This window comes from Nonomuraea sp. NPDC050451, from assembly GCF_044458585.1.
The window spans coordinates 83,521-109,019 of sequence record NZ_JBITHZ010000039.1 but is presented as its reverse complement, the minus strand read 5'-3'; the positions used below and the strand labels follow the sequence as shown (position 1 = coordinate 109,019).

Below are 25,499 nucleotides of genomic sequence, written 5' to 3'. Positions count from 1 at the left end.
GGGTACTTCCTGGGGGCTGGCATCGCGTGTGAATCTCCCTTCCGCCAGCACGATCATGCTGGCTTCAGGGCCTCCAACCAACCCGGACTGGTTCAGTGCAGGAGGCTTTTCGAACGTGTGGTCTGCGCTGCGACCGTCGCCGCTGCTTTGTTAGTCGGCGGTGGGGCGTCTCCCGCGTCGGCGAAGGACTCGTCGGCCCTGGGCTGTCAGGCCACCTGGGCGACTATCTACGGCGTCGGAGGGAGCGCTCAGGGGAGTTGGAACTGCCACGGTCCCCACTTCACGGACGTGAAGGCAAGTCGACTCACGGCTGGCGGGTGGTCCGGCGCCGTGTACACCTCCGACAAGGGGACGTTCTGGTTCTGCGACTGGGACTCTGTCGATCTGAAAAATGCCAATGTGTACGAGGTCTATTTGAACGAAACGAAGCCGGCTCGCTGCAAGTAGCAGTGCAAACCTGAAGCCGGCCCGCGCCCGGCCTCCCAAGTCGGTGAGCCGGGCACGGCCAGCGGGTCGCGGCTGGAGCGGCGGCGACGGTGCGGCAACGCTCTACTACGGCTGTCAAGGCCCTGTCACTGGCTCGCCGGGCACGGTCTCAGCCGCCGGTGCTGCCCGAACTACCTGGGTCACAGCCGATACCGCCCGCGCCGGGCATGGGGTACTGGCCGGCGTGATCCGCCGGACCGTGGTACGGCAGGTGCCGGCCCCGGCGCCTGCGCCTGCGCACGGGAGCCTTGCGGAATAGCAGTGACCACGCCGAACGGACAGCGATCGCCGCAACCGTGAGCACCATCAGGGCTGCTACCGCCACCGAGACAGTCATCGGCCCCCTCCTCATCCTCTATTGATCAGGTTAGCCAACCGCGAGGGCCGTGCCAGCGGGGGTTGAGGTCCACCGGCAATATGAAGGCTCCGCCATCCACCTCCGGCGACCGTCTTGCGCATGCTCCGCGAGCACGACGACGCCACAGCACCGGGCGAGGGCTGATCAGCCGGTACCGACCGGTAGCTCTGATCGCTCACATGTGACACGGCCCCGAGCGGGGGGCTTACTCGGCGCGATCGAGTGCGGCTTTCGGGAGTGCGAGCATCACGAGTGCCGTGATCAGGTAGAGCGCGGCGGAGACGATCAGGACGATGCTGAGCGCGGGACTGTAGTCGGGCAGCACCGGTGCTCCTGTGGCTGAACCGGTGACGGCGGTGAAGAAGATCGTGCCGAGAACGGCGATGCCGACGGCGCCGCCGATCTGGTTGACGGTGGAGAGCACCCCGCCCGCGGCGCCTGCGTTGCGTCCGGGGACACCTGCGAGGACGACGTTGACGAGAATGGGTGCGGCGAGCCCGAGCCCGAGGCCACCGATGAAGAGTGCGAGGGCGAGGAGCCAGTATCCGGGATCGTCGCCGTCCTTGACGATGAACCACAGGACGAGCTGAGATGCCGCGATGGTGAGCGAGCCGATGATCAGGAGCGTTCTGCCCGCCTTGGCGGCGAGAGCGACGCCGAGGCCGGAGGTGATGATCGAGCCGAGCGCGTACGGGAGGATCACCAGGCCGGTCTCCCATGCGGTTCGGCCGGTTCCGTTCTGGAGGTAGACCGAGAGGGTGAGGAAGTACGACCCGATGCCGCCGAAGAAGAGCACCGAAGCGCTCAGGCCGACTGCGAAAGCGCGGATTCTCAGCAGAGCCGGGTCGAAGACAGGTTCGTTTCCGCGTCCGGTGAGGCGGCGCTCGTGGGCGAGGAAGATCGCGAGCACGGTGATTCCGGCTGCGAGGAGGGCGTAGCTGGCCCAGGTCCATCCCCATGTCTCGGTCTGGATGATCGGCAGCAGCAGGAGAAGGATGCCCGTGGCCGCGAGGAGCGCGCCTGGGAGGTCCAGCGGCGCGGTCGAGGCGGAGCGGGACTCCGGCAGGACCTTCGCGCCGATGATGAGCGCCAGGATCGAGACGGGCACGTTGATCCAGAAGATCGTGCGCCAGCCCAGGTCGAACAGGTTGGCGTCGACGAGCAGCCCGCCCAGCAGCGGGCCGGCGACCGAGGCGAGGCCCTGGACCGCTCCGTATGCGCCGAACGCCTTGGCGCGCTCGCCCGGAGCGAATGATGCCCGGATGATCCCGAACACCTGCGGGACCATGATCCCGGCGGTCAGTCCCTGCCCGGCCCGCATGCCGATGAGCATCCCCGGATCGACGGCCAGCGCGCACAGCGCCGAGGTGACCATGAACCCGGCCAGCCCGATCATGAACAGCCGCTTGCGGCCGTACTGATCACCGAGCCGTCCACCGGTGATCAGGCCCGCGCCCAGGGCGAGGGTGTAGGCGGCGATCGTCCACTGGATCTGAGCGTCGCCGGCACCCAGGTCTTGGGCTATCGCCGGGGCCGCGACGGTGACGATCGTCGCGTCGAGAAGGTCCATGAAGGAACCGAAGAGCACCACCAACAGCGCCATGGTCGCGCCGGCGTCGGCGATGAGTGTCGGAGAAGCCTCGGCTGTGCGGGCGCCCTCTCGGGAGCTCGGTGAATTGGTCATGTCGGCCACCATCGTCGGCATAGTTGCCATCGAGTGACCGCTATCGGTGAGAGGATCGGGGAATCATGGCTGCCACCTCCGCGCGGACGCTCAAGCTGCTGTCGATCTTCGGGATCGGTGCGACCCTGACCGCCGAGGAACTCGCCACCCGACTCGGGACGTCGGTGAGAACCGTGCGTCGCGATATCGATACGCTCCGGGATCTCGGGTACGAGATCGAGGCCGTCCGCGGAGCGGGTGGGGGATATCGGCTCGGTCGTGCTACCCGCTTGCCGCCGGTCGTATTCGACGAAGACCAGGCCGTCGCCACGGCCGTCGCGCTCCAGACCGTGCCGACGGTCCTCTCCGGCATCCGCGAGAACGCGGCCCGTGCTCTCGCCACGCTGCACCAGGCGATGCCCGGGCGCAGCCGCCTGCACGCCGAAGCGTTCACCGTCTCCTCAGCCCGAAACTACTGGGAGTTCCCCGCGCCACCGATCGACGCCGAGATCGTCCGCGCCGTTGGCAGCGCGATCAACCGGCAGCACCTCGTTCGCGTGGACTACACCGGCGACGGCGAACCCGTCACGCTCACGCTGGAACCGCACGACCTCGTGGTCTGGGCCGCACGCTGGTACCTGGTCGCCTTCGACCCGGATGCGGACCGATGGCGGGCGATGCGCGTGGACCGCATCAAACCACACATGCCCACGCACACCCCCTTCGCCCGACGTGGCATCCCGCACGGCGATCCCGTCGCCTTCGTCATGACCGCACACGACCGCGGAGACGCCGCTGCCGAATGGCAATGCCGCGGCTCAGCCATCGTCGCCCTGCCCGCCTCCACCGTCGCCAGGTTTGCGCCCGGCGGATCAACAGTCGGGTACGACACCGAAACCACTTGCCGACTCACACTCGGCGCATGGTCATGGTCAGGAGTGGCGGGACTGCTCCTCACCTTCGACGCCGACATCACAGAGATCGAACCGGCCGAACTCAGGCAAGCCCTGCACTCCCTGCGTACCCGAATCAGCAAGGGGCTCGAACCCGACCGACCTCACCGGTGACCTGCACGATCTGGCGTCCGCCTTCTGACCAGCCCGGCTGTCTTCTCGGCAGCTCCCTACCGTTCTGAATGGACGCATGCTGCCGAGGCAGATCGCGCGCACCTCCCTTGCGAGACGACTCGTGAGGGCGTGAACGGCGAACACCTGACAGGCCCTCGCCGCGTACAGGGAAGCCGTCAATGTTGAGGCGTTCCCGGCGGTGGGTGGCGCGCCACGGTGAAGGTCGCGGGAGCCGCTACGGCGAGCCCGATCGAGAATCCAGACGCGGTTAACCGTCGGCACCGAGGTGCGGCAGACCTTCGAGGCCGTATCGGAGTTCCTCCCGGACTGCACCCGGATCCGGGTGCTGCCGCCGTTCATGCTGTACGGCACGGACCGGACCACCGACGAGGACTTCCTGAACATCGCCAAGGCCTGGGAGCAGCGGCTGCTGACCTTGGAGTCGACCGAGCCGATCGCGTTCCGGCGGCAGCACTTCGGTTACTACGAGATCCCGTCGCTGCACCCGAAGGAGGGGCTGGAACCTGCGGGCCGCTCGGGTTTCGGGCTGCACGTGCGGCCTTGGCCTCCGGCCCCGCTGGTGGAAGAGGACGGCGGCGAGGCGGACGGAGCAGACCAGGCCGATGACCACGTTGAGCGCCACGACGATCATCAACTGCAGGGCCTGGGGGAGTCGATGACGGTGACCTTCGCGTACAGCGCGGCCAAGCCTGGGGGCAGCCCGGCCAAGGCCAGGGCAAAGGCGCCGGCGACCAGCCGCCCGCCGCTGCGGCCCTCACCCTCCAGTATCGGGATGGCCGAAGGCGAAGCGGAACACCCTGCCGTTTTCCTCACCGGCCTTGAACTTGGCGAGCATCTGGGTCTGGCGGCCGCTGAAATCCTTGACCACGACCCAGTAGCTGCCCCCGTGCGGGCGGCCGACGATGAAGTGGTCCTCGTCCCACCAGCCGAGCACGGTGTCCCCCTGGTAGGCGCCATAGACGGTGGCCAGTCGCCTGCCCGTCGCCGTGTCCCAAACGCACTCGCTGTAGAGGATGGCCTCGTGGGAGTACTCCGACAGGCAGAACGTGGTGTAGAACCTGTCGCCTGCGGGGGAGAACCAGCCGAAGTCGCGCGCCGTCCCGACCCAGGACAGCCTGCGCAGGATCGTGCCGTCGAGGGCGAGCAGGGTCAGGCCTCGCTCGCCGGCAGCGGCAACCGACTCGTCACGCGGTCCCCAGCGGAAGCGTTCGAGCGTGTCGAGGAGGACACCCGTGGGGCCGACCTCGTACAGCTGGATGAACGAGGCCTGACGCGAAGGCACATGCACGATCACGTACCCAACGTTCTGGCTGCCTCTGCCACCCGAGGAGTCGGCGACGGTCAGGAGCAGCCGATCGCCCTTCCGCGCCCAAATCGGGTCCTTCATGGCTTGGCCGTCCCGGAGCCTGACCGGTACGCGGAAGGACTCGCCGCTCGCGCGGTCGGTGAACCGCACCTCCGGCCGTGACTGGCGCTTGAACCAGAGCTCGTCCACCATGGCCAGCTGTTCGCCGTTGGGCGAGACGGAAACGGAGTATCCGGTGCCGGACACCCGCGTGAACGTGCGTCCCCGGCGGGCGTAGCCCCTGGTCATGGGGTATGCGCCGGCGGGGTGCTCGTCGAGTAGATAGGAGACGAGCCTGGCCTTGTCGGACGGCCGCTCGTAAAGCGTCCCCGCCTGGTCGGGCAGGGCGATCTCGGTGAGTTGCGCAAGCCCCGCGAGCCGGGTGTCACCCGCGAGAGCCAGGGCGAGCATCAGTGCGGCGGCAGCGCGCTTCACTGCGCCCCCGTCGCGTAGAACAGCTGCGGCCCCGGGTCATCCGGGGAGTCGAGCTCGAGGTCGGTCAGTGTACGGCGTTCGCCGCCCCACAGGTCCATGGTGCCGCTTCTCCCAGACCAGCCGCCGAAGAGTCGCGCCTCGTCGAACCAGCCGTACAAGGTGTGGCGGCTCCTCTCGTACGTCGGCAGCAGTGAGGCCACGCGGTTGCCGTCGGCAGCGTTCCAGACGCAGTACACGTTGACGCTTGGGCAGTAGGTGACGAAGCGGTCGCCCGAGGGGGAAAAGGCGTCGACCCCGATGGGGCGGCCGGTCCAGGGCAGAACGCGGGTCTCACGTCCGGCCAGATCGCGGAACCTGACTCCACCTCCCGCTCCGGACAGAACGCCGGAGCCATCAGGCAGCCACGAGTAGTACTCGGTGTCTCCCGCGGCTTTGATCAGGGTGGCCTCGCGGGTCTGTGGATCGACCACGATGAAGCCGTCCCGGGCGGTAAGCAGGAGGCTCCTGCCGTCCCGTGACCAGATGGGCCGCTGGGCGGGAGCGGGCAGTCGGATCACACTGGTCTTCCCATCGGCCAGCAGACGCAGCGTCCTGCTCTTGAGCGTGGCCACCCGGCGCCCGTCCGGCGCGAGCGCCACCTCGCCACCCCTGATGTCTACCTCGACGAACCGTTCGCCCTTCCTGAGGTAGAGACTCTTGTCCGTCCGGTAGGCGCCGAGCTTGACCGGGTCCGACGGGTGCTCGAAGACCCTCATACCCGTGAGCCCGAGCCCCTTGATCGTGATCGTCGAGGAAGGGCTCGGCAGGACGGGCGCGGCGCGGTCGACCACCTCCGGCAGCGGAGCCCAGATAGTCTTAGACGGCGGCTCAGGAACGAACATGAAGACGACCCCGGTGATCGCCGCCCCCGCCGGTATCGCAGCCCCGATCACAGCCACACGTTTGCGGCGCATCGCGGCATTATGCGTGATCATGTGGCACCCAGCAACTCGGACGAACTCCCAGCCCTGCGGTCAAGCTAAGGACCTAGGTTTACGGCTCACGTCTCGCACGCCTGCACCTACGATGGAACCCGTTGCGCCATCACCCAGCCGGGACCCTCAAACGCCCAGTTCAACCAGTCATTGCGGAAGAACTACACCCGGTCGACATCGCTCTCGCCGCAGGTGATCTGACCCGACTCGGATCGTGGCCATCGGCCCGCGAGCGGGCCAGGCGGGATACGGAGCGCACGCAGCAGGTGGCGCGCGCGGTCTCCCGCCACGTTCAGAAGAGCTCTATATGCACCGTGCCCGGCGGCGTGGCGGAGGGCGAGCCGGTAGGCACGCCCTGACCTGGCGCGGGGGACTGCTCGATCACGTCCGGAGTTCCTTCGGGGGTGGAAGGCTCGGACGGCTCCGGCACGCTCTTTTGCGCCGGCTTCGGCGTCAGGGTGGGTGTCGGCGTGGGTGTGCGGGTGGTCGGTGGTGTGGAGGGGGTGGAGGACAGAGACGCGCTTGTCGGCGTCGAGGTGACTGACTCCCGGTATGGCGCCGGCGCCGGGGACTCGGTGTGCCGGCTTTTCTTGGGTGATGGTTTGCGGGGTTCGGCCCGTTTCGGGGACTTGCCGGTCACCTGGTCGGCTACCGTCTGATCAACGATCACCTGGTAGGTCAGGATGCTGCCCATGCTGACGCAGAACACCAGCGCGGCCGCCGCGGCCAGCTTGGCCCACGGCAACGCCTTCCCAAGTGCCCCGACCGAGGCCATGGCCTGCGCGAACCGTCGCGGCGCGCCATCGCCCGCCTCGGCTGTCCGCTCGTGCCATGCGTTCACCGTGTGCTGCCTGACCTTGTCACCGGTGCGCTTGAGATAGTGCGTATAAACGTCGGTGGCCACCGTACTGGCGAAGCTCATCACGGCGGCGCCGATCACCGTGCCGGCGACGCCCAGGTACGACGCCGCAACCGCCGCCGTGACCGCAGCCATCGCACTTCCCACGATCTGTGGCACGCTGAGCGCCAGCCTCCGATGTTTTCTGCCCGCTTCTCGGATCCGGTCCCTCTTGGTCATGCGTGTGGTGGAAGCCTTCTCGTTCATGGACGCGCACGCGCCCTGTCGTACCTGTGGCGTGCGGACCTTTCAGGGCCACGCGTGGCACGGCGGACCGGTGGTAGAGACTGGGGTGGAGACCCGCTCGCCTCAAAAGGCAGCCGGCTCGACCACTATGGCCCGGCGGACAGAGGCGGCCGATGCGACACACGCCGCCATGTCGGATCTTGACGGCACCCTTGCATTTATACGGAATCCGCCCAGCGCGCCGCCCAATCGTCGGCGAATCGAAGGCCGGAGCCCTGCAGCTGGTCAGCAGCGGCTGTCCCGTCTTACGGTGACGGGCTGGTTTCCGCCCAGCGAGCGAGCTTGACGCAGACGCGTCGGCTCCTCGCCGGATACTCGCCGATGGACCGGAAGCAGTCGGCGGGCGGGTCGCCGGCACACCCGGTGAACTCAGCATGCAGGTCCGCGGCGACCAAGATTTCGTTGGGATGCTCGCTGTTTCTGGTGCGCTCGAAGCGCGGGATCCGGTCTGCGCGGCCGTCATGCGCCTGCTGCGGGTCGCCTGCCTTGGCCAAACGTTCCGACAGCGACGTACCAACGCATCCTCGGATGGGACCAGTTGTTGATGAGAGTCGGCGCTGAGGACGCGGAGTCGAGCAGCACGCCTGGGACCTTCCACCCACGCCACGGTCCGCGGCGGGCGTCTCTGTGTAGCCCAGCGCACAGTGGCACGAGCACCGACCGCTGCCGGTGAAGCACTTGAGCGCGGCCAGCTGGCCGGGCTTGCAACGAGGAGCTCACGCGAGGAAGCGGCCCAGGCGCCAGGGGAGGTGGCCGCGCGTGCAGATGAGCACCAACGTGAGGATGCCCGCCGTGTCGTAGCGAATGACCGTCCTGGCGTCAGCGGCGGCTGGGGTGCCGAAGGCGAGCCCCAGCGAAGCGCCGAGCGATGCCCCGATGGCCGGCCGCACCACGAGGGCAGAACACGCTATGAGATCTACTTTGTAAAGGGCGTCGGTTAAGGCAAAAATCTGCTCCGAAAACCAAAAAGCACGGGCTTCGCCCGTACCTCATCCAAAACCACGATTGCCGCGGCATCGTTTATCGCGCTGGACTGTCGCAAAAGCCCAAGATCCGCCCCGCCGAGCTCGGGTAGGCGCCGATCAGAGTGCTGCCTGGGCGCGCCGGGGTGGAGGGGTACGTAGAGGTCATTGGTGTTTCCCGTTCGATTCCGTGACGTCGGCGTGTCCGTCTGTGAGGTGGGCGTCGCGGACTTCTATGGATGACCGGCTCGTTGCGTTCGGCCCCGGCGGTGAGGAGCCGGCGGACAGCCGTTGCGGCGGGTGGTCTCCAGCCGGGCGTGCACGAGAATCTCGCCGACCAGGACCAGATCGGTCTTGCCGCAGACCAGAGTGATAGGTGTGCCCAGTAAGGCCGCCTCCGGCAGGAAGCGCGGCAGCGGATCGACCGCTGAGACGGCTGGTCCAGCTCTGTACGCTGCCACGGCTCGGGTTCGTGCCCGACGATGTGGCCTCGGTCTGCTGCGACTGCTCGCCTGACAGACCGGCGACCGCGAAGGCGTAAGCCTGGTCGGGCAGGGGCCGGTCGCCGCGGATCAGGCCGTGGCGGTGCAGGATCGGCAAGCTTGTCTCACAGAGGGCGGCTCGGTATGTCTTCGTGTCCAGCCGCCGGGGAGCTCCCGGGTACGCACCGTCGCTGCAGGGCGGGTGGCTCGATTCTTACCGGCAACCTCGTTCTGGACTCAGACCTGTAGCGGCCACGTTGAACAGCCGGTTCGCGCGGGTGGTGGGGTTGGGAGGGAGGCGCCGGCGCCGTGCGTGGCGACCTGCTCCTCGGCGCCTACGGCGAGGCGGCGACTGACGCCCACGGCTACCTGCAGTTCCTGGAGTTCGCCCGCCGGCGCGTCCGGGGCTGTCGCTGCTGGGCCCTTGAAGGTGCTGGCAGTTTGGCGCTGGCAGGTCGGTGTGGGCGCCATCAGCGCGGCACAGGTCCTGGTGAGCTGGTCCCGTTCCCGGATGGGTTCGCTCCGATGCTGCCTCTGCCACGTTCGCCGGAACAGTCCCCATCCTGGCATCCTTCGGCCTCCACTGAACGCCACGGACTCAACCGGGTGCTCCACGCCATCATCCTGGTCCGGGCCCGCGTCCACCCCGGCTCCCGCGCCTACATCGCCCGCCGCATCTCCGACGGCAAGTCCCCACGCGAAGCCCGTCGTTGCCTCGAACGAGCCCTTTCCCGGCAGCTGTTCAGGCTCCTCGGACGCGCGCCAAAACCCCGTCACGCAACTACTTGATGGCGACTCTGGACGGGAACGTGCTTCGTGACGGAGTGCGGCGATGGCGGTGGCGTCGGCGGGTGAGACGGTCTGGCGGGGTCTGCGGCTGTGCGGGGCGCCACCGATGGGAGCTGCGGGCTCAGCCTTTGAAGTAGTGTCCTTCGTTCAGATCGGCGATGAGCCCGGGGCGGCCGGGACGCCAGTCCAGTAGCTTCTGGGTCAGGGCGGAGGAGGCCGGCATGTCCAGCGTGACGAAGGAGGCCAGCCAGCCGAAGTGCTCGCTCGCCTCCTGCGCGGTGATCGGGGTCACCGGCACGCCGAGTCGGCGTCCGATGACGTGGGCGACGTCGCGTACGGGCACGCCCTCCTCGGCGACGGCGTGCAGTCGCGCGCCTGCGGGAGCTTTTTCCAGGGCCAGCCGGTACAGGCGGGCGGCGTCGTGTCGGTGCACGCTTGACCAGCGGTGGTCGCCGTCGCCCACGTACGCGGAGACGCCCTTCGTGTGGGCGATGCCGATCGCGGTCGCAACGAATCCTGGGTCGCCTTCCCCATGCACGAGCGGCAGCCGCAGCACCGAGACCCGCACTCCGCGCTCGACGAAGGACAGCGCCACCTGTTCGGCGGCTCCTCGGGGTGAATGCGTCCCCGGCTCGTCCTCTTCGGTGCCGACGCGGCCGGGTGGGAGCAGGCCGGTGCCCGAGGTGATCACGAACGGCCGGTCGGATCCCGCCAGTGCTTCGCCGAGTGCAGCGATGGCCCGTCGGTCGGTCTGGTTGGCGGCCTCGAAGTTCGCGAAGTCGTGTACGAAGGCCAGGTGGATGACGCCGTCCGCGGTGGCGGCCGCGTCGCGCAGGCTGGCGAGGTCGTCGAGCGAGCCGGGGTGGGGCTCGGCTCCCGCGGCCCTCAACGCGGCGGTGGCTTCGTCTGTACGGGCCAGGCCGGCCACTTGGTGCCCGGCCTCGATGAGCTCACGAACGACGGCGGAACCCACGAAACCTGTGGCGCCGGTGACGAAAACACGCATGATGATCTCCTTCTTCGCGGTGTTCCCATCGTCGGGGCCGGTGTCGTACGGCGTCCAAAGCCTGTTTCTCATCGGGCAATACGTTTGAGGCATCACCACAGTAGGCTGCGGGGTATGCCCGATTCGCCCGACCTCGATCTGCGGCTCGTGCGTTACTTCGCGGCCGTGGCGGAGCACCGGCACTTCGGCCGCGCTGCCGAGGCGCTGCATATCTCGCAGCCGTCGTTGAGCAGGCAGATCCGCGGGCTCGAGCGGCAACCGGGTGTTCGCCTGCTCGACCGTTCCCCGCAGGGTACGCGGCTCACTGAGGCGGGCGAGGTCTTTCTGCCTCGCGCCAGGACGCTGCTGCGCTCGGCCGCGCAGGCGGCGGCGCAGACCCGTGCGGCCGCTCGGCCCAGTCGGATCACGATCGGGTACACGACGGGCCTCATCGTCACGCCGGCCGTGCGCGAGCTGCGCCGCCTGCACCCGGACGCTGACGTACGCACCTCACACGTGGTCTGGAACGAGCCGCGCTCCGCTCTGCTCGACTGTCGTGTGGACGCGGTGGTGACCCGGCTGCCGTTCGCGACTGATGGGCTCGACGTGACGATCCTGTACGACGAGCCGCGCATGCTGCTGCTCTCGCGTGACCACCGCCTGGCGGGTAGGGGGTCCGTGACGCTGGACGACATCGCCGACGAGCCGCTGCCTCGGCTGGCCGACCCGGATCCGGCCTGGGAGGCGTACTGGCGCATCGATCCCAGGCCCGACGGCCGCCCGGCTCCTGATGGCCAGTTCGAGCTGATCGCCGCGGGGGAGGCGGTGGCCATCGCGGCGGGCCCGATCTTCGTCAACCTCCGCCCGGATCTCATCTCGATCCCCTTGGAGGGCGTCGAGCCGAGTCACGTCGTGCTGGCGACCCGGGCCGGCGACCGTAACCGCCTGGTGCCGGCGTTCCGCAAGTTTGCCAGGGCGCTGCTCACCGGTTCGCGAGCGGCCCTGGGGGCGTCGGGGGCAGCGGGTGGTGCAGCGGGTGGAAACGTGGAACCGTGACTGGGCGGGCTCCGGTGTGGGTTTGCCGTTATTGAGACCCCGGCACCCCGTTACGCGAGCAGAGGGATCACAATGGATAAAAGACGTCCAACGCGGGGTGTGGCTTTCGGCATCCCGGGCACCAGTCCTGGACCAGAGACCATGTGATTTCACCGTAGGACCATGTGGAAAGGGCCTTCATGGCAGCCGACCAATCCCTCACCTGCCCCACCTGCCGAGGAGTGATCGTCACTCAGCAGAACAACGCCTACACATCTACTCGCGCGCGGCTGATCGTCACCAACGGCTACTGCCAAGGACGGTGCTCCGAGGAGGTCGAACACGCCGCTGAGCTCGACACGCCTGCAACGAGCACCCGCGTGTCCCGCCGATCAACGCACACGGTCGCCGTGGTGACGCCTTCGTCATGATCCGACGCTTCCGGTGGCGTGCTCAAGCACCCAACGCAAGCTGTCGCGGTGATTCTGCAGGCTTGCCAGCAGCCGGCGGGGGTGGAGCCGGTTCCTGCCGGACGGGCCCTACCAGCGGGCCTGCCTCCGCTCCTGTCGCGCAGCTGCCCGGGGCCTGGCCAGCGAGGAACAGCGGCTGGGCCTCGCCGAGACCGTAGCTGATCGGCAGCATCGGAGCGGGCGGGCGTGCTGGCTTCACGTCCCGTGGCGCCTGTACCACTTTCATCTCAACCGTCGCTGATTGCCTGGCGAGCAGCTCCTCGAGCCGCTGACCGGGCAGTACGCGATGAAGGCGCAGTGTATCCGCGATCATCCGCTTGGCCTGCTGGGCGTCTTGCCCGTGGGTCCGGGTGTGGATGGTGTGCCAGGCGCCGGTAGCTGCGGGGACCCCATCGAGGAACTGGCCGCAGCGAGAATCAAAGTAGTCCGATGGCGACCTGGACGCGGTTGTCGGTGCCGAGCTTGGCGAAGATGCGGGTGATGTTGGCTTTGACCGTGGCGACGCTCATGTAGAGCTTCTGTGCGATTTCGGTGTTGGAACGTCCTCTGGCCACCTCGACGGCCACCTGCCGTTCTCGGTCGTTCAGCTTGCCCGGCTCCCGCCAGGCCTCCTCGCGGTGTGGGCGGAGCGCACGCAGCACCATGTCATCGGCGTCGAAGTCGAGTCGTCGTCCACGATCATCACTCGGATCACGGGTCAACCCTTCCACGGCAGTCGGGTATCGAGGAGGAACCGCCCGTTCTGGTGGTCGTGCGTCATCGTGCCGCCCGCGAGACGGACCCGTTCGCCCAGGTCAACCAGGCCAAGTCTTCCACCGGGACCGGCGGCTGCCCCGAAAGGGGGTCGGGCTGGTCACGTGGATGCGCAGCGCGTCACCCGGCCGCCCGTTCAGCTCGACGGTGACGCTGCTGCCTGGTGTGTGCTTACGCGCGTTGGTGAGCGCCTCTTGAACGACTCGGTACGCGTTGCGCCCAGTCTGCGTGGGCAGCAGGTAGTGCTGTTCGATGGCGTCGGCCTCGACGACCTTCTGCCCGGCGGCCCGTACTTCGTGGAACAGGTCCCGCAGGTCGGCTAAGGTCGGCTGCGGTGGCGCCACCGGCGTGGAGGGTGCCAAGCTCGTTGCGCGACTGGTGGGCGTTTTCCTGAATGGCCTGCGCGGTCTGCCTCATCTCCTCGGGGCGGAGGTCTGTTCGGTAAGCCAGGCCGCCGGCGAGCATCGCCACCAGGGTCATGCGGTGGGCCAGGGCGTCGTGCATCTCTTGGGCGATCTTCGCGCGTTCAGCCAGTTCGGCCTGCTCGATGCGCTGCAGTTCCGTCCGCTCGGCGGCCAGGTCGGCATCGCGCAGCGAGCGGAGGTAGAGACCGAGGAAGGTCAGCCCGCCGAGGATCGTGGTGCTGGTGGTCAGGCTGACGTCGGCCTGCTGCGTTGTGCCGCCGGAGACCGCGTACACGCCCATACAGGCCCAGAACAGAAACGCGATCGGGACGATCTGCCGCCGGCGGCGGTGCGTGCACAGCGACACGTACGCCACCTGGGCCCGGTCGCCATGCTGGACAGGGCGGTCAGCAACGCGGTCACCGCGGCGATCTGCCACGGTCACCGGCGTCGCGACCGCATCAGGATCAGTCCCGGCACGCTCAGACCGCACGTCGAGCAGCGCGCGCGGCAGCCGATCCGGAGGCTGCGGGACGACTCAGACCCAGATTCGCGCCGTAGAACAGCATCGGCGTCCCGGCCGCAGCGGGCGCGAGCCCCTGACCCTCGGCGCGATCGTCCTGGGACTGCCCAGGTTGCGCGTCGACGAAGTGCTCGACCTGGTCGGCCTGACCCGCGCGGAGGGGCGGCGCGCCGTCGAGTCCTACTCCCTCGGCATGCGGCAGCGGCTCGGCATCGCGCACGCGCTGCTCGGCAAGCCCCGTGCACTAGTCCTGGACGAGCCGGTCAACGGTCTGGACCCGCAGGGCATTCACTGGATGCGCGCGCTGCTGCGCGACCTGGCCGACGCGGGCTGCGCCGTGCTGCTGAGCTCCCACCTCCTGCACGAGGTGGAGCAGGTGGCCGACCACATCGTGGTGATCGGCTGCGGGCGCGTGCTCGTCCGGGGCTCCATCGCCGAGCTCACCCGCGGCCGCAGCCTGGAGCGGACCTTCCTGGAGCTGACCGCGAGCACCGATCGGGGCCGCGCGTGACCACTCCCTTCCACCGCCTGCTGATCGTCGAGAGTCGCAAGCTCTTCGACACCCGCAGCTCCATGATCATCACTGCGGTCCTGCTCTGCCTGACGGTCGGGGCGATCGTCGGCCCGCGGCCTGTACCTGGGGGTCCGACCTGCGACGCCTGGTCTGGACGGCCGGCATCGGCTACGCCACCCTCCTGCCGGTGCTCGCGATCCTCACCGTGACGAACGAGTGGAGTCAACGCACGGCGCTGACCACCTTCGCGCTCGAACCCCGCCGCGGGCGGGTGATGGCCGCCAAGCTGATCCCGAACGTGCTCGTGGCTGTGGCGGCAAGCCTGTTCGCCCTGCTCGTCGCGGTCCCCGCGACCGCGCTCGCCGGCGCCGTACGGCACACCCCCGCCCATTGGAACGCCACTTTCGCCGCCATGGCCGGCTGGACGGCCACCAACGTGCTCTTCGTCCTGATGGAATCGGCCCTGGGCGCACTCCTGCTCAACGCTCCGGCGGCGATCGTCGTCTGCCTGGCGAGCACCGCCCTGTGGATCGTCGTCCCTTTGCTGCTCGGCACGGCCGGCGCGACGCGCACGGAAGTGAAATGACGCCACGGCCGGGTCGGTTGCGGCCGAGCTAGGCGTGCAGGGTCCCCCGCTCGGCCTGGTCCAACGGGTCGAGGATCGTCTCCTCGACAGTGACCTGCGCGTCATCAGCAGCGAGCACGCTGCCGGTGGCTGAATGGGTCCGCAAGTTGAACGGCTGAGTGGTGACGGTTGGTTCCCGATACGGATGTGACGTTTCGCTCAGCCTGTTGACCTGTCGCGGCAACCCGCGACCCCCTCATACTCCAGAACCTGACAAACCGACGGCTGAAGGAGCACGGTGAGCGCAGCGGCGGCATCAGGGAACTGGAGGCTCGGGGACGTGGAGGTGAACCGCGTCGGGTACGGCGCGATGCGGCTGACCGGCAACGGCATGATGGGGAACTCCGACCACAGGCCGATCGACCGCGGCGTCGCCGTCCGGCTGCTGCACAGCGCGTTCGAGCAGGGCGTCAATCACCTCGACACGGCCGCCTTCTACTTCTCGCCGCTGCGCTCCGCGAACGAGCTCATCAACCGGGCCCTCGCGACCTGGCGCGACGACGTGGTCGTGGTGACCAAGGTCGGTCCGGGACGCGACCCCTCCGGCGAGTGGTTCACCATGGCCCGGCCCGAGCAGCTTCGCGGCCAGGTCGAGGAGAACCTGCGCCAACTCGGCAGGGACCACCTTGACGTGGTGAACCTGCGCCACAGCGGTCCCGGGACCTCGGTTGCCGAGCATTTCGGCGCCCTCGCCGAGCTGCGCGAGGCGGGCCTGGTCCGGCATCTCGGGCTTTCCAGCGTCCGGCCGGAACACGTGGCCGAGGCCCAGGCGATCGCCCCGGTGGTCTGCGTCCAGAACTCGTACGGGCTCGACTGGCGCCGTGCCGACGAGAGCGGGTTGGTGGACCTCTGCCGGGAGCGGGGCATCGCCTTCGTTCCCTTCTTCGCTCTGTCCGGCCTCCAGCGTGAGGCGGCCGCGGCGCAGGAGCAGGACGCGCGCGTTCACACGGTCGCCCGCGCCCACGGTGCCACACCCGCGCAGATCCGCCTCGCCTGGACCCTGCACCGTGGACCGCATGTGCTGGCCATCCCCGGCACCGCGAACCCGGCGCACCTCGCCGAGAACATCGCCGCCGGCGCCCTGCGTCTGAGCGAGGAGGAACTGGCCCTCCTCGACAAGCCGGGCGAGGCTGGGGCCTGAGCCGCGTCCGTGCCCGAGTCGAGCCCGGGCTCGTCGACGAGGTGTTCACGGTAGGGCGAAGGGGTTCAGCGCCCCCGCCGGCGTTTCCAGGAGGCCAGCAGGAGCGTACGGGGGATCACGTCGGGGGGCGCTGCGGCTCGGGGGACAGGGCGTCGACCAGGTCGCGGATGGTGCTGCGGTGATCGCCGCGCCGCCACGCGAGGGCGAGCACGCTCGGGGACAGACCCGTGACCGGGATGGTCATGATGCCCGGCCGCCGGTAGATCTCGGCGTTGCCGGCGGCGAGCAGGACGATGTTGTCGCTGCTCTCAAGTGCCGCGAAGGTCTCCTCGGCGTTCGTCACGGTCGTGCAGACCACCGGTGGCCGCCCGCCGCGCTCGTCGGTGGCGAGCCAGTGGTCGCGGAGCGGGCCGGCGCTTTCGGGCAGTGCCAGGAACTTCTCGTCCAGGAGGGCGGCGAAGTCGACCTCGTCCCGTCCGGCCAGCCAGTGGTCGTGCCGGAACGCAACCCAGCGCGGCTCTCGGGCCACGACGCGGACGTTGAGATCGTCCTGACCGGGAAACGGCAGCCAGACGAACGCCACGTCGACCTCGCCCTCGGCCAGGCCCGCCGTGGGGTCGGTCCAGTTGACCTGGCGCAGTCGCAGGTCGCATCCCGGCCGGCGTTCGGTGAACCGGTCCCGCAGCGTTCTCAAGAGGCCGCGTCCGACGCTGGTCGAGATGCCCACGGTCAGCCGTGAGGCTTCGGCGGCGGCGGCGTCGGCGACGGCCCGCTGGGCCTCGTCCCATTGCTGGAGCAGCTCGCGGGCGGCCGGCAGCAGCGCCTCTCCGGGCGCGGTGAGCCGCACCGTGCGCCGGTCGCGTTCGAACAGCCTCACCCGCATCAGCTCTTCGAGCTGGCGTATCTGCTTGCTGAGCGTCGGCTGCGAGATGAACAGGCGCTCGGCCGCGCGGGTGAAGCTGAGCTCCTCCGCCACGGTCACGAAATATCTCATGTCACGCAGATGAGCATCCATAGCCGTTGGCTATTACAGCAGATATTGGACGTGCGGGGAAAGTCGACGCCACGATTGCCACATGAGCACCACGGAGGATCGCCTGGCGATCATCGAGACCTGTACCCGCATGGCATGGCACGCCGACCAGCGCGAATGGGACCGCCTGGGCGAGGTGTTCGCGGACTCGGTGACCCTGGACTACACCAGCCTGAACGGCGGCGAGCCTGTCGTGCTGACGCCGGCGCAGATCGTCGAGGCATGGTCGGGCCTGCTCGGCGCGTTCGACGCCACGCAGCACCTGATCACGAACCATCTGGTGACCGTCGACGGCGACACCGCGCTCTGCACGGCGTCGTTCCAGGCCACGCACCGCCTCACCGATCCGTTCGGCTCGCCGCTGTGGACGCTGGGCGGCACCTACCGCTTCGACCTGGTCCGGTCGGACGGCGCGTGGAAGATCGCCGCTGTGGTGATGAGCGCCACCTGGGCCGACGGCAACCGGAACCTGATGTCCCTGGCGGCGGGAAACGGATGATCGCTCTCGTGACCGGCGGCAACCGGGGGATCGGCCGGGAGGTCTGCCGCCAGCTGGCGGCGCTCGGCCACACCGTCCTGCTCACCGCCCGATCGCCGCAGGCGGCCGAGACCGCGGCCAGGCAGCTCGGAGGTGACGTCGTCCCGCTACGGCTCGACGTCACCTCCGGGGAGGACATCGCGGGGGTGGCGGCCGCTGTCGCCGAGCGGTACGGGCGGCTGGACGTTCTGGTCAACAATGCCGCCATCACCTACGACACCTGGCAGAGCGGCGCGTCCGCCGACCTGGACGTCGTCCGCGAGGCCGCCGAGACGAACCTGTACGGTCCCTGGCGGCTGATCCAGGAGCTGCTGCCGCTCCTGCGCGAGAGCGCGCACCCCCGGATCGTCAACGTGTCCAGCGAGGCGGCCTCGCTGACCAACATGGGCGGCGGCACCCCGGCGTACGGCACCACCAAGGTGGCCCTCAACGCCCTGACCCGCATGCTGGCGGCGGAGCTTCGCGGTGACGGCGTCCTCGTGAACGCGATCTGCCCGGGCTGGGTCGCGACGGACATGGGAGGCCCGGGCGGCCGTCCCGTCTCCGAGGGCGCGGCCGGCGTCGTCTGGGCGGCCACACTGCCCGACGACGGCCCGACCGGCGGGTTCTTCCGCGACGGCCGTCCCCTCCCTTGGTAACCACCCTGTGAAGGAAATGAAATGATCTTGGTGACGGGTGCGACAGGCAACGTCGGCTCCGAAGTGGTCCGGGCCCTGGCCGCAGCCGGTGAACCCGTCCGGGCGCTGGTGCGCAAGCCGGACACCGTACCGCTGCCGGACGGCGTCGAGGCGGTGACGGGCGACCTCAACCGGCCGGAGAGCATGGCCGGAGCGCTGGGCGGGGCCCGCGCGGTGTTCCTGCTCCCCGGGTACGAGGACATGCCGGGCCTGGTGGCCGAGGCCCGGCGTGCGGGAGTGGAACAGGTCGTGCTGCTGTCCGGCGGCTCGGCCGGGAGCGGCGACATGACCAACGCGGTGACCCGTTTCATGGCCGCGTCCGAGTTCGCGGTGCGGGAGTCCGGGCTGCCGTGGACGTTCCTGCGACCGAGCGCGTTCATGTCCAATGCGCTGCGCTGGCTGCCGCAGCTGCGGTCCGGTGATCGGGTGCGGGTCCCTTTCCCGGACGTCCGTACGGCGAGCGTCGACCCGTACGACATCGGGGCCGTCGCCGCCCGCGCGCTGCTGTCGGAGGAGTACCGGGGCGAGATCCTCCGGCCGACCGGTCCGGTCGCGATGCCGCCGGCCGACCAGGTCGCCGTGCTGGCCGAGGTCCTCGGCCGCGATCTTGAGTTCGTGGGCCTGACGAACGAGGAGGCGCGCGCCGACCTGCTCGCCACCATGCCCGTCGAGTACGTGGACGCGTTCTTCGACTTCTACGTGAACGGCTCGCTCGACGAGTCGATCGTCCGCCCGACCGTCCGCGAGGTCACCGGCCGCGAGCCCCGCACCTTCGCGCAGTGGGCACAGGCCCACGCGGACGACTTCCGCTGAACCCCCCTCGCATCCGACTCCACGAAGGCTCCAGATGAACCAGAGATTGCGGCGCCTGCTCGCCGCAAGCTCCGCCGCCGCATGCGCGATCGCGTCGGTGGCGGGCTGTTCGAACGACGGCAAGCCCGCGGCGCCGCCCGCGCAAAAGGCGGAGCCGGGACGCTTCGCCTCGTCCAACCCGGGTTCGGTCAACACCTACTGGATCCAGGCACCGGAGGGCCTGGTCCTCATCGACACCCTGCGCACGCCGACCGATGCCCGCAAAGCGGTGGCGGAGATCAAGAAGACCGGCAAGCCGGTCGCCGCGATCCTGCTCACCCACTCCCATCCCGACCATGTGGGCGGGGCGGGCGCCTTCCACGAGGCGTTCCCCAAGGCCCCCATCTACGCGTCCAAGGCGACCGACAAGACGATGCGGGAGGACGGTCGGGGCTTCTACCCGCTGGCCCGTTCGGCGAACGCGGACTTCCCCGCCAAGCTCACCTACGCCGACCGGACCTTCGAGGACGGCGCACCGCTGCAGGTCGGCGGCCTCCGCTTCGAGACCGCCACCTTCGCCCACGGCGAGTCCGACACCGCGGACGTCTACTACCGTCCCGACACCGGCGACCTCTTCTCCGGCGACCTGGCGACCGGCAAGGTCACGCCCGCGCTGATCGAGGGGACCAGCTGTGGCTGGCTCCAGATCCTCGATCAGCTCGGCGGGCGCTTCCCCGGGGCCGGGACGATGTACCCGGGACACGGCGCCGCAGGCCCGGCCCGCGCATTGATCGACGAGCAGCGCCGGTATCTCCGGGCATTCCGCGGCCTGGTCCGGCCGGCCGTCGCGCCGGACTCGCCCGAGGGCAGGACGGTCGGCCCCGGCGAGCAGAGGTCGATCATCGCCGAGCTGGACCGCGCCTACCCCGGCTATCCTCCGGTCGCGGACCTTCCGACCATCGTGCAGGAGAACATCAAGGCCGTCGCGCGGGAGCTGTCCGCCGAGGACCCCGCGAAGACGCCTGCCGCCTGCGCAGACACCCCCCGGCAAGGGACGGGCGGGCTGCTCGCGCCGGTGAGCACCTACGTCACCGCGGTCAACGGCCGAAACCTCGACGCGCTGGCGGGAGCGTTCGCCGCCGACGCGGAGCTCATTGACGTCGGGCGGCGTTTCAAGGGCCGCGCCGCGATCCGCGACTGGGCCCGGGCCGAGGTCATGGGCGGCAGCCTGACCGTCATCGAGGTCGCCGAGAACCGGCCCGGTCACCAGCGTCTCCTGGTGCGCTTCGCCCCCGGCGGCCAGGGAGGCTTCAACGCCTACTACGCCTTCACCGTCGACGGCTCGTCCATCACCAAAGCCGAACTGACCTATGCGAACTGATCGAAGGAGCCAACGTTCATGACCACCGTGCAGAAGGTGAAGTTTTCCGCAGGCGACGTGGCGCTGACCGGGAACCTGTTCCTGCCCGACGGCGCCGATCCGGCGCCGGGCATCGTGGTGGCGGGCACCTGGACGAGCGTCAAGGAGCTGATGGCCGACCGGTACGCCGAACGGCTCGCCGACCGCGGGTTCGCCGCCCTGTCCTTCGACTTCACCGGCTATGGCGAATCCGAGGGTGAGCCGCGCGACTACGAGGTGCCGGAACGGAAGGTCCGCGACATCAACCACGCGGTCACCTTCCTCGCCGACCATCCTGCGGTGAACGCCGCCCGTCTCGGCGCCCTCGGCGTCTGCGCGGCCGCGATGTACATGAGCGGGAACGCCGTCGACGATCCCCGCATCCGGTCGCTGGCGCTCGTCGCGCCCTGGCTGCACGACCCCGAGATCTGCCGGGAGGTGTACGGCGGCGAGGAGGGCGTCGCGGGCAAGCTCGCCGAGGCCGCACGGGCACGCGCGACGTACGAGGCGACCGGCGAGGTCGAGTACGTGCCGGTCGTCAGCGGCTCCGACCCTCGCGCCGCCATGCCGTTCGACATCGACTTCTACCTCAACCCCGACCGCGGCGGCCTCCCGCAGTGGCCCAACCGCTTCGCGGTGATGGCATGGCCGGGCTGGCTCGGCTACGACTCGATCTCCCTCGCCTCCCGCCTCACCCAGCCCGTCCTGCTCGTCCACAGCGAGGACGCCGCCATCCCGGACGGGGCGCGGCGCTTCCACGCCGCGCTGGCCGGGCCCAAGGAGTTCGTCTGGACCGGGGGCGACCAGTTCGCCTTCTACGACCAGGAACCGCAGGTCACGACGGCGGTGGACGCCGCAGCGGCCCACTTCGCCCGCACGCTGCCCCGCGAATAGCCGGACGCTCGGCCTTGCTGGGGGTCCTACGGACCGACCTCGCAACCCCAGACCGCGCCGGTGGATGGCGCTCAGCGCCTTCCGCCCTTCGTGTCGGGCATGACGATCTGGATCAGGATCGTGGCCGACCTGTGGGGTCCTTGGCGTTGTTCCCTGAGGGAGTAGTCCCGGCACCCTGGAAGGCCACGAATCCGCCCGCAACCACGGCACCCCGACGCGCTGGCCCGCCTCTGACGAACCCGGTCCGGAATGACGGGCCTGGCCTATATGGTCCCGGCATGGACTCCGCTTCTGCGAACATTTCGGGCCCGTGGCTGGAACGGCTGACCGGCGCCTTTGAGATCCTGCTCGGCCGTCCGCTGGCGAGTTTCGACGCCGACGCCGTCTATGCGACGTTCTTCGGCGGCAACCTCATCAACGAGCTCGGCTTCGCGCAGGACACCGCCTGGGTGAACCCGGCTGCCCTCCGCGGCGCCGAGCCGGTCGTCTGGGACTGCCCGATCTTCGACGTGGAGGAGCCGCTGCTGGAGTTCGACGCGAGCCGGTCGGTCTTCGAGTTCGACAAGGCTGGGCTGCCGCCGGAGTTCGAGGCGGATCTCGCGGCGGCGCGCTTCGCGGGCCGGCTCGTCCTGGGCGGCGACCTGGCTCCCCTGCTGGCGCGCCACGACCTCGCCGCGTGCGATCTGCGCGGCACCTGGACCGTGTGCCACCCGCGGCTGGTCTCGGACGGCACGCTCTTCGACGCGATGCGGGTCGCCACCGCACTCGGCACGGGCCCCGAAAGCCTCCTTCCCCTCGAGGCGGAGGCGTCCGAGGAATGGCAGGAGGCGCTGGCCGACCTCACGCCGCCCGAGCTGTTCGCCCACCTGAGCTTCTTCTGCACCGAAGGCGAGGAGGGGCTGATGTACCTGCGAACCGAGCGCTCGGGCGGCGACCTGCTCGCCGACGAGGGCTGCACGCTGATCGCCAACTGGGAGGAGGGCCAGGGCCAGGTCGAGTTCGCGGTCGTCCAGGTCGGCGAGCTCTTGGCGGGGCCGCGCCCGTCCTGAAGAACACACGGCGGGCTGGGAGCGGCAGACCCGTAAGGTCGGCCTCCGGTGGCACCCCAGAGACGGCCCCGGCCGGCGCGAAGGCCAAGCGCCGAGCTGACGGTGAGCTGGGACAACGGCTTCGCGACTCGGCTGAGCGGGCGGCATGTGGGGGGCGAGGGTGGCCTGCCAGTCGTCGAGCGGTGCGGCCGGCTGGAGGCGGGCGGCCAGGTCCAGGCGGATCTGGCCGCGGTGATCGTTTCTGGCCGCAGCACCGGAGGTTGCGGCGGTCGACCGGATCTCCTACGCGATGAGCTTCTTGGCCGTGGTGGGGACCTCGGCGACGGTGGGGAACGGGCGGGGGTACGGGGCGCCGATGCCGAACTGGCCGGCCAGTGTGTCGGCGAATGCCGCGGCGATGCGCAGCTCGCCCTGGGCGTTGGGATGGGTGCCGTCCCAGGTGTGGGCGGAGGCGACGAATTCGGCGTGCGTGGCCGCGATGACGAGCGGCGATTCGGGCGTGTGCAGGTCGCAGGAGGTCGTGATCAGCCGGCGGTTGAACTCGCTGACCCGGGCGTTGAAGATGGGGTCCACGCTGGCCTTGTGGGTGTCCAGCAGCGTGCCCAGCACCAGCCTGAGCCCCGGATTGCCGGTGCGGGCAGCGGCGATGAAGGTACGCAGGTTGGCCTCGTCCTGCTCGGGGCTTTGGTCGTACCAGAACAGGTCGTTGATGCCGAGCAGCACCAGGAGATAGTCCGGGCGGTGGGCGGCGACCTTGGCCGCGATCTCGTTCATTTCCACGCAGTACGGCCTGCCCCACTGCGCGTCGTGGTCGGTGTCGAAGTCTGGATCGGCATAGGCCTGGTCGCCATCCCCGTCCTGTGGTGATTGCACAGGGTGAAGATTGGTTACTCTTAGTTATTAGAGTCTATGGCCTGCGGGTCACATCGCCATCCCGGCTCGACCTCCTTGATCGTCTCTTCGCTGATCCGCTCGCGTCCGGCGTCGGTGATCTCGGTCAGGTACTCCCACATGCCCGCCCGCTGGACCGCGCCACGGGCCAGGTCGTGCCGCAGCACGATCCAGGACGAGCGGCTCATCGTTCATGGGTTCCCGGCAGGAGGCCCACCGCACCCCCGCCACCACATCCAGCCGGGCGACGTCGAGCACGCCGATGCCCGGCTGGGCGGTGTTGGCCAGGGCGTGAACCACCGGCCCGCTGGAGGCCGTCTTCGTGGTGCTCGCCGTGGCCATCCGCGCATTCCGAGCTGGCCAGCCGGTTCGCTTGCTGCTCGGCGGCGGTCAGCGGCTTGTCCCGCGACGCCTGCACCACCGCGCACCTCGATCGGCCATGTGGTGCCGGTCCCGTTCCTTGTCGGCGGCCGGCGCAGCCGCTCTGGCTCCGAGAGCAGGCCGGCCGGACTCAGCCTGCTTTGACCACCAACCGGAGTGGCCGGTAGACGAACCCGTCGCTCCACACAACCGCCGACAGGTCCTCCTGCGCGTGCAGTCCTGGCAGGCGCGCCACCAGGGCGTGGAACGCCTCCTGCAGTTCCATCCGGGCCAGGTTCGCGCCCAGACAGTAGTGCGGGCCGTGGCCGAACGCCAGGTGCGGGATGGGCGGGGCGCCGGTGAATCTGTGCACGTCGAAGCGCAGCGGGTCCTGGAACACCGACGGGTCGTGGTCGGCGGCCCACAGATTGGGCAGCACGACGCTGCCGGCCGGGATGATCCCTCCGGACACCTCGACGTCCTCAGTGATCCGCCGGAGCATGCCGTTGGAGCCGGGCCCCTCGTGGCGCAGGATCTCCTCCACCGCCGGATCGACCAGCTCGGGACGCGCCACGAGCTCGGCGTACTGGTCAGGGTGGCAGAGCAGGCGCAAGACGCCCCGGACGATCATTGAGGCGGTCGTCTCGTGCCCGGCCAGGATCAGCGTGAACACCATGTTGGTCAGCTCGTCCTCGCTGAGCCCGTCCTCTTCGTCGCGGGCCGCGATGAGCAGGTCGATCAGGTCCTCGCCGGGCTCGGCCCGGTGCTGCTCGATCAGCTGGCGCGCGTAGGCCATGAACGCGGCGAACCCCTGGGCCCGGGCCTCAGCGCTCGCGTCCGAGGTGGACAGGAACATCTCCGTCCAGCCGCGGACCTGGTCGAAGCGGTCCATCGGCACGCCCAGCAGCTCGCAGATCACCCGAGCGGGCAGCGGTAGGGCGAAGTCCGCAACCATGTCGAACTCCTGGCCGGCCGCGTCGATCAACTCGCCGGCGATGGCCGCCGCGCGGGGCCGCCAGCGTTCGATGTGCCTGGGCGTGAACGTGCCATGCATGATGCGCCGGTATCGGGTGTGCTCCGGCGGATCCTGGTTCATCAGCGCCGCCGGATCGTCGTCCAGGAACGTGCCCCGGACCATTCGCGGCAGGCCGGGCTCGCGCAGGTTACGGCTGCTGGCCGGCGAGGTGAGCACGCTGCGGACATCCGCGTACCGGACGATCATCGGCACCCGATCGCCGCTCGGCAGCGTGGCCGCCTCCATGGGCGCCTCGGCGTAGCGGCGGGTCAGGTCGGGTGAAGGGGTGCCGTACGGTCCGGGAGGAAGGTCCGGCCAGGTCGATGTGGTGCTGGACTGTTCTGTCAAAGCCGCCTCCGGGCGTTGCCGTCGTCCAACAAGCTCGCCGGGAACGTACGCAACAAGCCGCCGCCGGTCAAGACCGCCACCCCACCCGCGTAGGTGGGCGCTCGCGGCGCACAGGTCGAAGACGGCAGGCTCACCGGACATGCCCGCTCATGGTGGCCGGCTGCCGCTGGTCGGCCACGTCGGCGCGGCGGGGCGACGGCTTCGGGGTCGGCCCAGGAACTTTTGCTCTGCTCGCCCTTGAACGTGGCGTACGCCGACCTGACGGGCTCGTCTCCAGCGCATTGGCCAGTGCCAGGCTCCGCCCCAAGACGGAGTCCTCTCACGCGC

24 protein-coding genes are annotated in these 25,499 nt (G+C 69.4%); 12 read left to right on the top strand and 12 right to left on the bottom strand.

What is annotated here, in order from left to right; translation table 11 throughout:
• A partial coding sequence (locus ACIBI9_RS56330) for a hypothetical protein (RefSeq protein ID WP_397235668.1) occupies window positions 1-447 on the top strand: 447 nt, incomplete at its 5' end.
• A 602-nt stretch (window positions 448-1,049) separates the two neighbouring features.
• Here ACIBI9_RS56330 and ACIBI9_RS56325 read toward each other — a convergent pair.
• Complete coding sequence (locus ACIBI9_RS56325) at window positions 1,050-2,528, bottom strand: MFS transporter (protein ID WP_397235667.1); 1,479 nt, start codon at window positions 2,526-2,528, stop codon at window positions 1,050-1,052.
• A gap of 65 nt (window positions 2,529-2,593) precedes the next feature.
• Here ACIBI9_RS56325 and ACIBI9_RS56320 point away from each other — a divergent pair, with 65 nt between their 5' ends.
• Entirely contained in the window at window positions 2,594-3,574 is a 981-nt protein-coding gene (locus ACIBI9_RS56320) for a helix-turn-helix transcriptional regulator (protein ID WP_397235666.1), read from the top strand.
• A gap of 775 nt (window positions 3,575-4,349) precedes the next feature.
• Here ACIBI9_RS56320 and ACIBI9_RS56315 read toward each other — a convergent pair.
• From ACIBI9_RS56315 to ACIBI9_RS56295, 5 genes are all read right to left on the bottom strand, one after another.
• Entirely contained in the window at window positions 4,350-5,375 is a 1,026-nt protein-coding gene (locus ACIBI9_RS56315; protein WP_397235665.1) for a hypothetical protein, read from the bottom strand.
• Window positions 5,372-6,328, bottom strand: coding sequence for a hypothetical protein (locus tag ACIBI9_RS56310; protein WP_397235664.1), 957 nt, complete (start codon window positions 6,326-6,328; stop codon window positions 5,372-5,374). Before ACIBI9_RS56310 ends, ACIBI9_RS56315 begins: the two co-directional genes overlap by 4 nt.
• Before the next feature lie 313 nt (window positions 6,329-6,641).
• Complete coding sequence (locus ACIBI9_RS56305; protein ID WP_397235663.1) at window positions 6,642-7,454, bottom strand: hypothetical protein; 813 nt, start codon at window positions 7,452-7,454, stop codon at window positions 6,642-6,644.
• A 755-nt stretch (window positions 7,455-8,209) separates the two neighbouring features.
• Complete coding sequence (locus ACIBI9_RS56300; protein WP_397235662.1) at window positions 8,210-8,386, bottom strand: hypothetical protein; 177 nt, start codon at window positions 8,384-8,386, stop codon at window positions 8,210-8,212.
• A gap of 1,461 nt (window positions 8,387-9,847) precedes the next feature.
• Window positions 9,848-10,804: an SDR family oxidoreductase gene (locus tag ACIBI9_RS56295; RefSeq protein ID WP_397235661.1), complete on the bottom strand. Its 957-nt coding sequence runs from the start codon at window positions 10,802-10,804 to the stop codon at window positions 9,848-9,850.
• A gap of 42 nt (window positions 10,805-10,846) precedes the next feature.
• On the opposite strand from ACIBI9_RS56295, the gene ACIBI9_RS56290 reads away from it, so the two are divergent.
• Window positions 10,847-11,767, top strand: a complete 921-nt coding sequence (locus tag ACIBI9_RS56290; protein WP_397235659.1) for a LysR family transcriptional regulator — start codon at window positions 10,847-10,849, stop codon at window positions 11,765-11,767.
• A gap of 865 nt (window positions 11,768-12,632) precedes the next feature.
• Here ACIBI9_RS56290 and ACIBI9_RS56285 read toward each other — a convergent pair.
• Window positions 12,633-12,926 carry a response regulator transcription factor gene (locus ACIBI9_RS56285; RefSeq protein WP_397235658.1) on the bottom strand — a complete coding sequence of 98 codons (294 nt, stop codon included), beginning with the start codon at window positions 12,924-12,926 and terminating at the stop codon, window positions 12,633-12,635.
• A gap of 214 nt (window positions 12,927-13,140) precedes the next feature.
• Window positions 13,141-13,740 carry a histidine kinase gene (locus ACIBI9_RS56280; RefSeq protein ID WP_397235657.1) on the bottom strand — a complete coding sequence of 200 codons (600 nt, stop codon included), beginning with the start codon at window positions 13,738-13,740 and terminating at the stop codon, window positions 13,141-13,143.
• Here ACIBI9_RS56280 and ACIBI9_RS56275 point away from each other — a divergent pair.
• The 3 genes from ACIBI9_RS56275 (at window position 13,646) to ACIBI9_RS56265 (ending at window position 16,176) form a co-directional block, all read left to right on the top strand.
• Window positions 13,646-14,407 (top strand): ATP-binding cassette domain-containing protein, encoded by a 762-nt coding sequence (locus ACIBI9_RS56275; RefSeq protein WP_397235656.1) that lies wholly within the window; start codon window positions 13,646-13,648, stop codon window positions 14,405-14,407. The genes ACIBI9_RS56280 and ACIBI9_RS56275 overlap by 95 nt on opposite strands.
• A 190-nt stretch (window positions 14,408-14,597) precedes the next feature.
• Window positions 14,598-14,996 carry a hypothetical protein gene (locus ACIBI9_RS56270; protein ID WP_397235655.1) on the top strand — a complete coding sequence of 133 codons (399 nt, stop codon included), beginning with the start codon at window positions 14,598-14,600 and terminating at the stop codon, window positions 14,994-14,996.
• Between the two features lie 277 nt (window positions 14,997-15,273).
• Window positions 15,274-16,176 (top strand): aldo/keto reductase, encoded by a 903-nt coding sequence (locus ACIBI9_RS56265; protein ID WP_397235654.1) that lies wholly within the window; start codon window positions 15,274-15,276, stop codon window positions 16,174-16,176.
• Between the two features lie 115 nt (window positions 16,177-16,291).
• On the opposite strand, the gene ACIBI9_RS56260 is transcribed toward ACIBI9_RS56265, so the two are convergent.
• Window positions 16,292-17,170, bottom strand: coding sequence for a LysR substrate-binding domain-containing protein (locus ACIBI9_RS56260; protein ID WP_397235653.1), 879 nt, complete (start codon window positions 17,168-17,170; stop codon window positions 16,292-16,294).
• Window positions 17,171-17,252: 82 nt separating this feature from the next.
• On the opposite strand from ACIBI9_RS56260, the gene ACIBI9_RS56255 reads away from it, so the two are divergent.
• From ACIBI9_RS56255 to ACIBI9_RS56230, 6 genes are all read left to right on the top strand, one after another.
• Window positions 17,253-17,708, top strand: a complete 456-nt coding sequence (locus tag ACIBI9_RS56255; protein ID WP_397235652.1) for a nuclear transport factor 2 family protein — start codon at window positions 17,253-17,255, stop codon at window positions 17,706-17,708.
• The gene (locus tag ACIBI9_RS56250; protein ID WP_397235651.1) at window positions 17,705-18,385 is read left to right on the top strand and encodes an SDR family oxidoreductase; all 681 of its coding nucleotides are present in this window, start codon (window positions 17,705-17,707) and stop codon (window positions 18,383-18,385) included. Before ACIBI9_RS56255 ends, ACIBI9_RS56250 begins: the two co-directional genes overlap by 4 nt.
• Window positions 18,386-18,406: 21 nt before the next feature.
• Complete coding sequence (locus ACIBI9_RS56245; RefSeq protein ID WP_397235650.1) at window positions 18,407-19,237, top strand: NAD(P)H-binding protein; 831 nt, start codon at window positions 18,407-18,409, stop codon at window positions 19,235-19,237.
• A gap of 34 nt (window positions 19,238-19,271) precedes the next feature.
• Window positions 19,272-20,597: an MBL fold metallo-hydrolase gene (locus ACIBI9_RS56240; protein WP_397235649.1), complete on the top strand. Its 1,326-nt coding sequence runs from the start codon at window positions 19,272-19,274 to the stop codon at window positions 20,595-20,597.
• An 18-nt stretch (window positions 20,598-20,615) separates the two neighbouring features.
• Window positions 20,616-21,509, top strand: a complete 894-nt coding sequence (locus ACIBI9_RS56235) for an alpha/beta hydrolase (protein WP_397235648.1) — start codon at window positions 20,616-20,618, stop codon at window positions 21,507-21,509.
• A 278-nt stretch (window positions 21,510-21,787) separates the two neighbouring features.
• Window positions 21,788-22,558, top strand: a complete 771-nt coding sequence (locus ACIBI9_RS56230; RefSeq protein ID WP_397235647.1) for a hypothetical protein — start codon at window positions 21,788-21,790, stop codon at window positions 22,556-22,558.
• A 282-nt stretch (window positions 22,559-22,840) separates the two neighbouring features.
• Here ACIBI9_RS56230 and ACIBI9_RS56225 read toward each other — a convergent pair whose 3' ends face one another.
• The 3 genes from ACIBI9_RS56225 to ACIBI9_RS56215 form a co-directional block, all read right to left on the bottom strand.
• Window positions 22,841-23,431, bottom strand: a complete 591-nt coding sequence (locus tag ACIBI9_RS56225) for a GDSL-type esterase/lipase family protein (RefSeq protein WP_397235646.1) — start codon at window positions 23,429-23,431, stop codon at window positions 22,841-22,843.
• Window positions 23,432-23,451: 20 nt separating this feature from the next.
• On the bottom strand, window positions 23,452-23,637 hold the full coding sequence (locus tag ACIBI9_RS56220) for a hypothetical protein (protein ID WP_397235645.1): 186 nt from the start codon (window positions 23,635-23,637) through the stop codon (window positions 23,452-23,454).
• A gap of 323 nt (window positions 23,638-23,960) precedes the next feature.
• Window positions 23,961-25,172, bottom strand: a complete 1,212-nt coding sequence (locus ACIBI9_RS56215) for a cytochrome P450 (RefSeq protein ID WP_397235644.1) — start codon at window positions 25,170-25,172, stop codon at window positions 23,961-23,963.
• Window positions 25,173-25,499: the final 327 nt, after the last annotated feature.

Excerpts from the sequence above, each read along its gene's own strand:
- ACIBI9_RS56230 (WP_397235647.1), top strand. The coding sequence starts at position 21,788 with ATGGACTCCGCTTCTGCGAACATTTCGGGCCCGTGGCTGGAACGGCTG.
- ACIBI9_RS56245 (WP_397235650.1), top strand. The coding sequence starts at position 18,407 with ATGATCTTGGTGACGGGTGCGACAGGCAACGTCGGCTCCGAAGTGGTC.
- ACIBI9_RS56240 (WP_397235649.1), top strand. The coding sequence starts at position 19,272 with ATGAACCAGAGATTGCGGCGCCTGCTCGCCGCAAGCTCCGCCGCCGCA.
- ACIBI9_RS56235 (WP_397235648.1), top strand. The coding sequence starts at position 20,616 with ATGACCACCGTGCAGAAGGTGAAGTTTTCCGCAGGCGACGTGGCGCTG.
- ACIBI9_RS56250 (WP_397235651.1), top strand. The coding sequence starts at position 17,705 with ATGATCGCTCTCGTGACCGGCGGCAACCGGGGGATCGGCCGGGAGGTC.
- ACIBI9_RS56220 (WP_397235645.1), bottom strand. The coding sequence starts at position 23,637 with ATGAGCCGCTCGTCCTGGATCGTGCTGCGGCACGACCTGGCCCGTGGC.
- ACIBI9_RS56255 (WP_397235652.1), top strand. The coding sequence starts at position 17,253 with ATGAGCACCACGGAGGATCGCCTGGCGATCATCGAGACCTGTACCCGC.
- ACIBI9_RS56290 (WP_397235659.1), top strand. The coding sequence starts at position 10,847 with ATGCCCGATTCGCCCGACCTCGATCTGCGGCTCGTGCGTTACTTCGCG.
- ACIBI9_RS56310 (WP_397235664.1), bottom strand. The coding sequence starts at position 6,328 with ATGCGCCGCAAACGTGTGGCTGTGATCGGGGCTGCGATACCGGCGGGG.
- ACIBI9_RS56320 (WP_397235666.1), top strand. The coding sequence starts at position 2,594 with ATGGCTGCCACCTCCGCGCGGACGCTCAAGCTGCTGTCGATCTTCGGG.
- ACIBI9_RS56305 (WP_397235663.1), bottom strand. The coding sequence starts at position 7,454 with ATGAACGAGAAGGCTTCCACCACACGCATGACCAAGAGGGACCGGATC.
- ACIBI9_RS56295 (WP_397235661.1), bottom strand. The coding sequence starts at position 10,804 with ATGAGAAACAGGCTTTGGACGCCGTACGACACCGGCCCCGACGATGGG.
- ACIBI9_RS56325 (WP_397235667.1), bottom strand. The coding sequence starts at position 2,528 with ATGACCAATTCACCGAGCTCCCGAGAGGGCGCCCGCACAGCCGAGGCT.
- ACIBI9_RS56260 (WP_397235653.1), bottom strand. The coding sequence starts at position 17,170 with ATGAGATATTTCGTGACCGTGGCGGAGGAGCTCAGCTTCACCCGCGCG.